Origin of the sequence: Zunongwangia endophytica, from assembly GCF_030409505.1 — a bacterium.
Taxonomy (GTDB): domain Bacteria; phylum Bacteroidota; class Bacteroidia; order Flavobacteriales; family Flavobacteriaceae; genus Zunongwangia; species Zunongwangia endophytica.
The window spans coordinates 760,618-772,029 of record NZ_JAUFPZ010000002.1; the positions used below are offsets into that span (position 1 = coordinate 760,618).

The 11,412-nt window shown below is 34.1% G+C and carries 7 protein-coding genes; 5 read left to right on the forward strand and 2 right to left on the reverse strand.

What is annotated here, in order from left to right; genetic code table 11:
* Both QWY91_RS03465 and QWY91_RS03470 read right to left on the reverse strand, forming a co-directional pair.
* Positions 1–1,548 carry a PepSY-associated TM helix domain-containing protein gene (locus tag QWY91_RS03465; protein WP_290231737.1) on the reverse strand — a complete coding sequence of 516 codons (1,548 nt, stop codon included), beginning with the start codon at positions 1,546–1,548 and terminating at the stop codon, positions 1–3.
* Between the two features lie 2 nt (positions 1,549–1,550).
* Positions 1,551–1,853 (reverse strand): hypothetical protein, encoded by a 303-nt coding sequence (locus QWY91_RS03470; protein WP_290231739.1) that lies wholly within the window; start codon positions 1,851–1,853, stop codon positions 1,551–1,553.
* A gap of 558 nt (positions 1,854–2,411) precedes the next feature.
* Between QWY91_RS03470 and QWY91_RS03475 the strand changes: the two genes are divergently transcribed.
* The 5 genes from QWY91_RS03475 (at position 2,412) to QWY91_RS03495 (ending at position 11,358) form a co-directional block, all read left to right on the forward strand.
* The gene (locus QWY91_RS03475) at positions 2,412–3,281 is read left to right on the forward strand and encodes an SDR family oxidoreductase (RefSeq protein ID WP_290231741.1); all 870 of its coding nucleotides are present in this window, start codon (positions 2,412–2,414) and stop codon (positions 3,279–3,281) included.
* A gap of 20 nt (positions 3,282–3,301) precedes the next feature.
* The gene (locus QWY91_RS03480) at positions 3,302–4,717 is read left to right on the forward strand and encodes a phytoene desaturase family protein (protein ID WP_290231743.1); all 1,416 of its coding nucleotides are present in this window, start codon (positions 3,302–3,304) and stop codon (positions 4,715–4,717) included.
* A 122-nt stretch (positions 4,718–4,839) separates the two neighbouring features.
* The gene (locus QWY91_RS03485) at positions 4,840–9,330 is read left to right on the forward strand and encodes an ATP-binding cassette domain-containing protein (RefSeq protein WP_290231746.1); all 4,491 of its coding nucleotides are present in this window, start codon (positions 4,840–4,842) and stop codon (positions 9,328–9,330) included.
* Between the two features lie 132 nt (positions 9,331–9,462).
* The gene (locus QWY91_RS03490; RefSeq protein ID WP_290231749.1) at positions 9,463–10,602 is read left to right on the forward strand and encodes a GAF domain-containing protein; all 1,140 of its coding nucleotides are present in this window, start codon (positions 9,463–9,465) and stop codon (positions 10,600–10,602) included.
* Between the two features lie 402 nt (positions 10,603–11,004).
* Complete coding sequence (locus QWY91_RS03495; RefSeq protein WP_290231750.1) at positions 11,005–11,358, forward strand: hypothetical protein; 354 nt, start codon at positions 11,005–11,007, stop codon at positions 11,356–11,358.
* The last annotated feature ends 54 nt before the right edge of the window (positions 11,359–11,412 follow it).

The following is an 11,412-nucleotide window of genomic DNA, read 5'->3' on the forward strand; positions in this document are numbered from 1 at the left end:
TTAAACTGGTTTTTTCATTCTCATTAGAATTCCAAAACTAATTAGGGAAACTACAATCCAAAAAAGATCAACAAATAAGATCGCAGTTTGATTCTGCTGATACATTGTCCATATCCAATTTCCGGAGACAATTCCGTTTACAATAGGCACAAAAATTCCGAAGATACTTCCCAGAATTAAAGTGTATTTGGTTGTGATATAATTATTTTTTCTCAAACTAAATATAAGCGTAAAAAGTAGCCAGCCGATAAAAAATAGAGCGTAAAGAATATATTGGCGACTTAAATCTAAACTTCTTGGTAGAGATTTAGCCACGAGCATGCCTAAAGCAGTTATAGGATATAAGCTCATGCACACTGAAATATAAAAATACCCTAAACCTCGATTAAATTTCCGCTTCTTATCTGCAATATGCTTTTTATCTCTTGCCTCAAGCCAAATTAGAACTCCGCTTAGAATCACAAAACAGGTAATTATTGCCAAAGCAAAATAAATAATCTTGAGAGCGAGGCCTCCAAAATCACCAAAATGAAGTCTCCTAATCGCCACTTCAACTACTTCAGCGTAGCCGGGATCTTCTGGATTTTTTTCTTCAGTAATCGTGTTGGTCATAACGTCGTAAACAATCCTTCCGTGGCCAAGAAAAGCTTCTTTTGGATTTAAAAGTCCGTCAATTTGAAACTTCATGTTGGTGCCACCATAGTTTTTTATGTACACCTGTGCAGGTTCAAAGTCTGGCCATTTTGCTTCGGTTTTTTCAACGAGATCATTTAGGCTTGGAATATTCTTGATAGTTTCTGCTTCCCACTCGTAAGTTTTTTGCATTGGGCGGAGCTCAGATAGCGCAGCTTCCTGATCACCATTATATACATAATTGATAGGCAAAAGCACCAAAGCAGATAAACACAAAAAACAACTAGTTAGAGCGAACATGAATTGAAAGGGTAAACCTATAACACCTAAGGCGGTATGAGCATCTGTCCAAATTGTCTTCAGTTTCGCTTTAGGTCTAAAAACGTAAAAATTAGAAACTATTTTTTTCCAGTGAATTATAATTCCGCTAACTATGGCCAGTAGAAAAAAGAAGGCGATAAAACCGGCGATAAAAATTCCGTAAGTTGGGATTTGATGAAAAAAATGTAGTCGATATATAAGTTCTCCAATACTATAAAATTCATAGTAAGTAGATAATTCGTATTTGCGGGTATGCAGATTATAATAAGTAGCGATTTTGTCTTCATCACTCGCAGTTTTGGCTTTCGAACCTGTAAGTCCTACAAACATTTTCTGCTTCACATCTGGCGGAATCATTCTTATATCTCTCCCGCTCAAATTAAGACCTTCCTGCTCTAAAGTTTGCATGGCACGATCATAATCCACATCCGAAGCAATTTCCATATCAACGTTTTCCCCTTTTTCCCATGCGGTAATTTCATCTTTTATAAGAGCAAAAGCGCCACAGAAAAAAATGATAAATAGTGCAGCACTAATTATAATGCCGCTTACTGTATGTAAATGAAAAAATACGTTGTAATTTCTTTTTGCCATATTCAAATAATAGGATGATACAGTTTACCAAAATAAACTCCGCCGTAGAGTAGAAGCGTAATAAGAAAATATATTCCCCAAATTTTCCATCCGTTTTTGAATAAATACGGAATGATAAGTAATACCATCCACAATAAAAACAGCGTGAAAATTGAAGTAATTAGCACTAATTTATGGTCTGGAAGCCAAAAGGCTAATAGCATATGAAATAATGCTGAAATAGCGTAGCCACCAAGAAATCCTGCGGTTAGTTTTGCAAATTTTTGATGAAAAGATTTAGTAAGATGCTTTTTGTTTGCCGGCATAGTTAAACTAGAATTTCAGAAAATAAGCATATAAGAAGAACCAATGATAATATACCGAAAGTGGGAGTTTTAATAGGTCTGCAGATAATAAACAAACTAAAAACCAGGCTCAAAATGCAAATAAAAATAATTAAACCGCTAACTACACCAAAAACTAAATAAAGAAGAAAGTAAGATAACGCCGAAAAAGTAATGCTTGCTATTTTAGATATCCCAATCTGCTCGGCTAACCTTGTCTCCCACGAAGTCTTTTCTATCCTCATTTTTCTAGACAGGTTATAATGACACCAGCATCCCAGCAAGCAAAATACAATAGAAAGCGTAATCATGTTTATTTAGATTAAATCTACGTAGGCAAATATATACTGCTACGTTTAGGTTTCAAAAAAAAATCAGTTTAAATGCTAAAAGTGATACCGAAAACATCCAATTTCTATTTTAAGAATAGATTTCGATACTTTTATAAATGATTTGGGAAAAATGCTATAATCTGCGTCTTTCCCTTTTTATATCTTGTATCGATTATTATGTGAACATTGATTAGAGATCAGCGGAGGTATGGAAACAACAATTTTAATAGTGGGAGCTTCCGGAGAGTTAGGAATGCATCTGGTACAGGAGTCTAAAAAGAAAGGATTTAAAGTTAGAGCACTAACACGATCTGAAGAAGGCTTTGAAAAACTACGAGAACACACCGACGATATTTGGCGTGTGGATGCCAGCTCAGAAAAAAATAAACTTCATGATATTACTAAAGGAGTGGAATATATCGTTTCTGCTTTAGGGAAATCTATTAGTTTGTTTCACCCAACTCCTAACTCTTTTTATGAAAATAACTATAAAGCAAATGCAAATATCATTGCCGATGCCAAAAGAAATAATGTAAAAAGGTTTTTTTATGTGTCGATGAAAGGAGCTGATAGTGCCTCAGAATTTACTATCCCAAGAATGCATAAGAAGGTAGAGGATGAATTAGAGAAATCTGGTTTAGATTATTCCGTTATACGTCCCGTTGGATTTTTTTCGGGATTAGATGATCTGGTTATTATGGCTAAAAGAAAAGTTATACCGTTAATAGGAGATGGCCAAGCTAAAACAAATAGTATTTATCATGGCGATTTAGCAAATTATATAATGACAACTTTTTTGGATCTTCCTAAGCTTATAGAAATAGGAGGTCCATCCATTCATACGAGAGAAGAGATGGCAGAGATGATTCAGAAACATGTTGGTGGAAAAATTATTAAATTACCTACTGGCTTAGCTAAAGTAGGAAGTAATGTTTCAAAATTAATAAGCAAAGAGCAATTTGGGCATAAACTATCATATTTTACATATATCATGACCCACGATATGATTGCTTCAAAAAGAGGATTTTTGACTTTTGATGATTATCTGCAAAATGTAGACCTGAACGAAATTAAATAAAATTTGGAAAAGTAAAAATTATGCAGGATTATGATGCTGTAATTGTAGGAAGCGGTACGAATGGTATAGCAGCTGCAATTTATCTTCAGCAAAAAGGATTAAAAACATTAATTATAGAGGCGAAGCCTGAACCAGGAGGAGCTACAAAAACAGGAGAATTAACTTTACCAGATTTTCAGCATGATATAGGATCTGCGGTATTACCAATGGCCTATAGTTCTCCTTTCTTCGAAAAATTGCCTTTAGAAAAATATGGATTAAAATGGATATTTCCTGAAATTCCTTTCGTACAAACGCTAGAAAATGGCGATGCAGTAGCCTGTTATCAAGATGTTGCTAAAACTGCAAGTGATCTTGGCGAAGACGAAAAGGCTTATAATAAATTGATGAAGCCTTTAGTTAAAGATTGGTCAAAAATAGTTAATGATATTTTAGGCCCATTAGGAATACCCGAGCATCCTATAAAATTTATGAACTTCGGAAGACATGCGTTACTTCCGGCGAAGACGTTAGCAAATCTTACTTTTAAAACTTCAAAAGCTAAATCTTTATTTTACGGTGCAGCAGCGCATTCTACCTTGCCGCTTACCAATTTAGCCTCCGCATCTTTTGGTTTAGTATTAACGATTATGGCGCACCAAAATGGTTGGCCTTTTCCAGAAAAAGGGGTCTCCTCTTTAATTAATGTGTTACTTGCTTACTATAAAGATTTAGGAGGTACAGTTTTGCTGAATAAGACAATTACTAAAACTAGTCAGATTCCTTCAAAAATACAGTTATTCGACCTTACTCCTAAACAGCTTTTAGAGATTGAAGGTTTGGACTTTAGTACCACATATCGCAAAAGATTATCGAATTTTAATTATGGCTCTGGTGTATTTAAAATTGATTGGGCACTAGATGAACCTATTCCTTTTTTGAATGAAAAATGTAGAAAAGCCGGAACCATACATGTTGGTTTTAGTCCTGAGGAAATAGAAGTTTCAGAAAAAGTAATTTCTGAAGGAAAAATATCGGAGAAACCTTATGTGTTACTGGTGCAACCAAGTATTTTTGATTCTACTCGCACACCTGAAAACAAACATACAGCTTGGGCTTATTGTCATGTTCCTCACGGGAGCAAAGAAGATTGTACCGATTTAATTGAACAGCAAATTGAAAAAGCAGCTCCTGGATTTAAAAAAACTATTTTAAAACGTTCGGTTATGAATACGGCACAATTAGAAATCTTTAATCCTAATATCGTAGGTGGAGATATTAATGGTGGTCGACAGGATATTACACAGCTTTTTACGAGACCTGTAGCGAAAATTTCCCCTTATAAAACCTCTATCGATACAGTTTATATCTGTTCATCTTCAACTCCCCCGGGTGGAGGCGTACACGGAATGGGAGGCGTGAATGCTGCTAAACAAGCAATGAAAGATCATTTCTGATTTTTATAAAAAAAAGTAATTATTAAACCTATTCTATAATTGACATATCTAAAGATAAAGTCACTTTTTCACAAGCCTTTTAAATCTTTATATATTTGATTTCCTTTAAGAAAATACCCTTTATGCGCATACAAAACGCTTATCAAAATAATTTAAAAAATATATCATTAGAAATTCCCGAAAATCGCTTAATCGTGGTGACCGGATTATCGGGTTCTGGGAAATCATCTTTAGCGATGGGCGTAATTGGGAATGAGGGTTACCGCTATTTTTTAGAAAGTTTACCAGCCTATAATCAGCAAAATGCTACTGGTATTCCAACGGCAGAAGTCGATACAATTGCTGAACTTCCTCCGGTGATTAAGGTTGAACAGTCCAAAAGATTTCAGTCGATAAATGCTACTTTCGGAACACTTTCAGAATTAACTCCAATTTTCAGGATTTTATTTGCTCGTTATTCCGCAGAAGAAAAAATGAGTAAATCACTATTTTCATTCAATCATCCAAAAGGCGCTTGCGATTACTGCCGAGGCATAGGAGAAGCTGAATATATCGATTTGGAAAAATTGGTTGGCGACGAAAACAAAACGCTGCGGGAAGGAGCTATTGTGACTACCTTGCCAGGCGGTTACATTGTATATTCACAGGTTACCGTAGAGGAGCTAAATAAAGTATGTGAAGCACATGGATTTAATGTAGATATTCCTTGGAAAGATTTGAGCGCTGAGCAACAAAATGTAATTTTGAATGGAAGCGATCGTATTCAGGTTTACTACGGAAAACATAGCTTGGAGTCTCGACTGCGGTGGGAAGGTTTTAAAGCAAAACCCCGTGAAATAGGCTATTACAAAGGAATATTACCTATTATGATCAATATTCTTCGTTTAGATAGGAACAAAAGTATTCTACGTTTTGTAAGCTCTAAAAAATGTCCAAAATGTAATGGTGCGAGAATAAAGCCTGAGCATTTGAAATTTAAATGGAAAGGACTAAATTTTCAGGAATGGATGGAGTTGCCGCTTCAGCAGTTGTTTGATAAACTGAAAAGCTTGACGCTGAATGGTGGCGAGAAGGTTTTGGTTGAAAAATTATGTACACAGTTGTATGATTTTATTCGGCTAGGAATGGATCATTATAAGTTAAGTACGCCAAGTACGCAAATTTCATCTGGAGATGGGCAGCGTATTAAACTTATAAAACAAGTAAATAGCAGTTTGCAAGGTATTTTATATGTTTTTGATGAACCATCTATAGGTTTATCTCCTGCTTATCAAAAGCATTTATACCATATTTTACATCGATTAATTAGCCGTGGGAATACGGTGATGGTTGTAGAACATGATCTGAATTTAATTCAGAAATCGGATTGGATTTTGGAATTAGGACCTAAAGCGGGAATTGAAGGTGGAGAAGTTATTTTTAATGGTTCAACAGAAAAATTTCTTCAAGCAGATGTAACGAATAGTCCTACTTTAGAAGTTTTAAAAGCCGAACCTTCAGCGGTAAGTTCCGAACAAAAAATAGTCAGCATTGACGATTTTCAACCAAAAACAAATGGACTTTCGGTTATAAGTAGAAAAACAGCAGCAGTTGTACAGCATCTGCAAGATTATTGTGAGAAAGCAAATGTAAATCGGCTTACCGTATCCGATCAGCCCATTGGGAAAACTCCGCGGAGTAATCCGGCAACGTATACTGGAATTGCCGATAAAATACGCGATTTATTAGCTAAAACTTCAGAAGCAAAAACATTACAACTTACTAAAAGTGCTTTTTCATTCAACAATAAAGCAGGACGTTGCGAGCGTTGCGAAGGTGCGGGTGTAATTACATTATCAATGAGTGTAATGGGAACCATCAATCAAACGTGCCCTACTTGTAATGGGAAACGGTTTAAACCTGAAGTGTTAAAAGTTTCCTGGAATAAAAAAAATATCGCTGAAATCTACAATTTGAGTATTTCAGAAGCTTTTGAATTTTTTAAAGAAGAAAAAAAGTTAGCCGAAATACTATCGTTAATGATTCGGTTAGGATTAGGCTATATAAAACTTGGTCAGCCTTCAAACACCTTATCAGGAGGAGAAGCTCAACGAATAAAACTGACTAAACATTTCGCAAAACCGGCTAAAAATACACTTATAATATTAGAAGAGCCTAGTATTGGGTTGCATCAACTAAATGTGATACAATTATTAGAGGCGCTGCAGCAGCTTAAAATCCAAACTGCAGGAATTGTTTGTTTTGAAAATCATGCTTTATTTCAATCAAGCTGCGATGTTTTAGTTGATAATTCAGAAAAAAATAAGGAGAAAGAATCGATTATTGATGAGGTTGAGCAAACTCAGCATATTTCTATTAAAGGAGCTCGAACGCATGCTTTAAAAGATATAAATATTAGTTTCCCGAAAGAGCAATTAAGTGTAGTAACCGGAATTTCTGGTTCGGGAAAATCGTCTCTAGTAATCGATACCCTGCATGGTTACGGAATGCAAGAAATGAGTAAACAATTTTCGAGCTATCAGCAAAATCGAGTAGGAGTTAACTATCAATTTGAAGTAGACCATATTAATGGATTAACTCCGAGTATTTGTGTGACTCGTAAAGAAAAAAACTTTTCAGATCGATCTGATATTGCCAAACAAACCGATATTGATAAAAGTTGGCGCTTTGTTTTTTCTCGAAAAGCACAATTTGATGGCCACGAATGGTCGGCAAGCCATTTTTCTACAAATCATGAATTGGGTAAATGTGGGGTTTGTGATGGATTAGGAGAAGAATTATTACCAGATGTTTCTAAACTTGTAGTAGATGAAAATTTAAGTATTGTTGAAGGTTTATTTGAACATAATAAAGCCTTGTTTTATTACGGACAAGCCGGCGGACAGTACATGGCAATTGTTGAAGTAATCGGCAAAGCTTATGGTTTTAGTTTACAAACTCCTTTTAAAGATTTAAATGAAGTACAAAAAGATATAATTTTTAAGGGAATACCCGATAAGACTTGGGAAGCCGAATGGCATTTTAAAACCAAATCTAGGGAAGGAACACAACAAGTAAAAATGGTCTGGAAAGGACTATTTACGTATTTGATGGATGAATATTTTTTGACACGGAAGAATAAGAATATTCAACATTTACGAAGTTTATTATCTACTTCGAAATGTAGCCATTGTGAAGGAAGTGGTTTGAAACTGGAACGCTTAAAAGTTCTCATAGATAAAAAATCTATTTACGATTTAAAGTTGATGGATTTTAATGAATTTGAAAAATGGATTTCAGAAGCTAAACCGAGTACTGAAATAGATAAGCAATTACTTGAAAAACTTCAGGAGCATCTTTCACATACCTTGAAGCGAGCAAGACAGTTACATATCGATCATCTACAATTGAACCGAAAATCGAGTACACTTAGTGGAGGAGAGCAACAACGAGTTTCGCTTATAAAACAACTCAACAGTCCGCTAAAAGGAATTACATATTTATTGGATGAACCTTCTGCAGGATTATCGGAACAAAATATACCCGATTTAATCGATTTGCTAAAAGGATTAGTGGCCAAAGGAAATACAGTAATTGTTATTGAGCATCATAAAGAATTACTTTTAGCAGCCGATAATTTAGTGCAAATAGGACTAAATGCAGGAACAAACGGAGGAGCAGTTACTTTCCAAGGCAGCCCAGAAGAGTATCTAAAAACGGCTGAATGTCATCCCTATTTGAAATCATCGAAAACCGATTTAGAATTAAAATCGGCAGATTCTAAAATTTCAATTCAGAAATTAGCTAAACATTCGCTTGTGAAAGATTCGTTAGCAATTCCGGCAAAAGGAATTACTGCTATTACCGGAAAATCGGGAATAGGGAAAACTACTATGGTAAAAGATATTTTAATACCAAGCATTGAGGAAGGAGAAGCGATAAACTGCGAAACCATTCAATTCCCCAAAGAATATAGAGGCGCTCAATATTTCCAGCCTAAAAAGCTACAAGCTCATAATGCTACATTATTAGTTTCGTATTTAGATCTATTAAGAGTAATCGGCAAAGTATTCGCTAAAGAAAGCGGATTAAAAGCAAAAGATTTTTCTTATAAAACAAAATCGAGTCAGTGTCCTAATTGCAAAGGATCAGGGTATGTAGAAACAAGTTTAGATGTTGCTGCTAATTATATCGAGATTTGTGAAGTCTGTAATGGAAATCGCTATAGAGAAGAAATTTTAAGGTATAAGGTAGCCTCAAGAAATATAGCTGAGGTGTTAGCAATGAGTTTAGAAGAATTTAAAGAGTGGTTAGCAGTTACAGATATGCCTTCAAAAATACTTCAGTTAATAGAAGAATTAGAAGAAATAGGCTTAGCTCATCTTCGTTTAGAGCAACCGGTAAAATCGCTTTCTTCTGGGGAAAAACAACGATTATTACTCTTAAATTGGTTTCAGAATAAAACTGAAAATGAATTATTGATTTTGGATGAACCCAGCACCGGGTTGCATTATGCAGATATCGATTTATTATTTACAATGCTTTTAAAACTTAGTCAGACCAACGATTTATTAGTAATCGACCATAATCAATACTTATTACAGAAAATTGGAGTAGGAGTGGTGCTTAGCTAAGTAATTATATATAATCACTAACAAATACATGAATTAAGGTATTTTAAATTTTATCTTAAAAATTTATTAAAATGTAATATTATTTATTTTTGATATAATTTTTTATTAAAATGCGTTATTAAATTTATATCTATGGACGAATTTGCACGGCTCACGGATTTATACAGTTATAAGATATTAGACACCGATCCAGAAGAGAAATTTGATGAAATCACAAAGCTTGCTTCATTAATATGTGAAACACCTGTTTCTTTAATTAGCCTTGTAGACAAGGATCGCCAATGGTTTAAATCGGTTTATGGCATTGATCTTAAACAAACTTTAAAAAAGGACGGGTTTTGTCATTACCTAATAGATGGCACTTCTTCGCTCTTCGAAATAAAAGATGCATCAGAAGATTTACGTTTTAAAACGAGTCCATTAGTTACCGGTTATCCACATATTGGTTTTTATGCCGGAGCCCCAATTAAAAGTTCTTCCGGTCACGTTCTTGGTGCACTTTGTGTTATCGATCAAAAACCTAATAGTCTAAAAGATAATCAAAAAGAGGCTTTAAAAATTTTAGCAAATAAGACTACAGAGTACTTAAATACTCGAAAAGTATTAATCGATCAACAGAAAAATATTGAATTTAGCGCTACCAGATTAAAGGAAATACTTGATAATACTCCTGGCGTAATTTTTCAATTGAGAATTCAGGATGATTTTGAAATTAGTTTCGATTTTATAAGTAAAGGAATAAAAGATGTACATGAAGATCTCTCTCTCGAAAAAATGAGAAATGAGCCGAAGAGTTTTTTAAACTATATTCATCCTGAAGATGTAGTAGAATTTAGAAAGAGTATGCGAAAATCTGCAACTACTCTAAGTCCTTATAAATTTAATTTTCGTGTTATATCCCCTAATACTAAGATTAAATGGTATAAAGTTAGAGTTATACCTAAGCGTATTGATGGAGAAACAATTGTTTGGTTTGGAACTCTTATGGATATATCGGGTATCATGGAATATGAAACTATTCTAGAACAGATAACCTATGATATCTCACATGTAATAAGGAAACCTTTAACCACTTTAATGGGATTGAATGAGAACTTAAAAAATCATTCAGAATTGGATGAAACTGATTTAAGGGAGTATGCCGACTTGATAAATATAGTTACTGACGAACTGGATATTTTCACAAGAAAGATTGATCAGTTTTATCAGCTAAAAGTAATAGACCACCAAAATAAACTTTACAATAATTTCAGAGAAAACAAAGTAGAATAGCAATTCGTAATAAGGGAGTTTTGCATTTTGAGCTACTTGTAGTTTCCATTTGTCCATTTAATTGTTGGCTTCATCTATTCGTCTAAAGCTTTAAATATAAAACCGTGATTTAAGCCTATATTAATTTCAACTTCTTTAAAATTTGTTATCAAACAGTTTGATCTATTTTTTCTTTCTAATACTGAAACGCCAAATGGATCGGTTTTTTCGTAAATATTTAAAATGTTTCCCGAAAAAAAATTTTACGTTATATTTTCCAAATCCCTTAGCCCAAAACTAGCAATGAAAATGAAAGTCAAATCAATATGAATAACAATATAACCAAAAAAACGGTCAACGAATCGGACTACATTCATTTCTCAAAGAAACTCAAAAAACAAATCCTTAAAAACCAAGAACGTTATGAAAAAGGAAAAACTCATCAATAGGCTTCAGGAATTTAAGCAACATCATATGTTACATTTAACACCTGACACCAGTAGAAAAGGAAAATGTTATAAGGGTACTTATAGAGTTGATAGCCACTTGGATCTCATGTTTTTGATCACAAACCTAATTAAGGTATGTATTGTAGCATTAGAAGAGAATGAGCAATTATGTGATCTGGAAGTACCCAACCCCAAATACAATGTTATGGAAGTGCTTCGTTTTGTAACCCAGCTTATACCGTCCGAAGAATTAGCTTTAGTCGATAAGCTCTCGGAATTATTGGAAGGTATAGAACTAGAAAATAAAGTTGCTACTGAAAATTCCTAACATTGGTTGTTACATAGGAAGTGTACACGAATTTGAAATAGGTACTTTTTATCA

Coding starts and splice junctions, on each gene's coding strand:
- QWY91_RS03490 (WP_290231749.1), top strand. CDS start 9,463: ATGGACGAATTTGCACGGCTCACGGATTTATACAGTTATAAGATATTA.
- QWY91_RS03495 (WP_290231750.1), top strand. CDS start 11,005: ATGAAAAAGGAAAAACTCATCAATAGGCTTCAGGAATTTAAGCAACAT.
- QWY91_RS03475 (WP_290231741.1), top strand. CDS start 2,412: ATGGAAACAACAATTTTAATAGTGGGAGCTTCCGGAGAGTTAGGAATG.
- QWY91_RS03485 (WP_290231746.1), top strand. CDS start 4,840: ATGCGCATACAAAACGCTTATCAAAATAATTTAAAAAATATATCATTA.
- QWY91_RS03480 (WP_290231743.1), top strand. CDS start 3,302: ATGCAGGATTATGATGCTGTAATTGTAGGAAGCGGTACGAATGGTATA.
- QWY91_RS03470 (WP_290231739.1), bottom strand. CDS start 1,853: ATGCCGGCAAACAAAAAGCATCTTACTAAATCTTTTCATCAAAAATTT.
- QWY91_RS03465 (WP_290231737.1), bottom strand. CDS start 1,548: ATGGCAAAAAGAAATTACAACGTATTTTTTCATTTACATACAGTAAGC.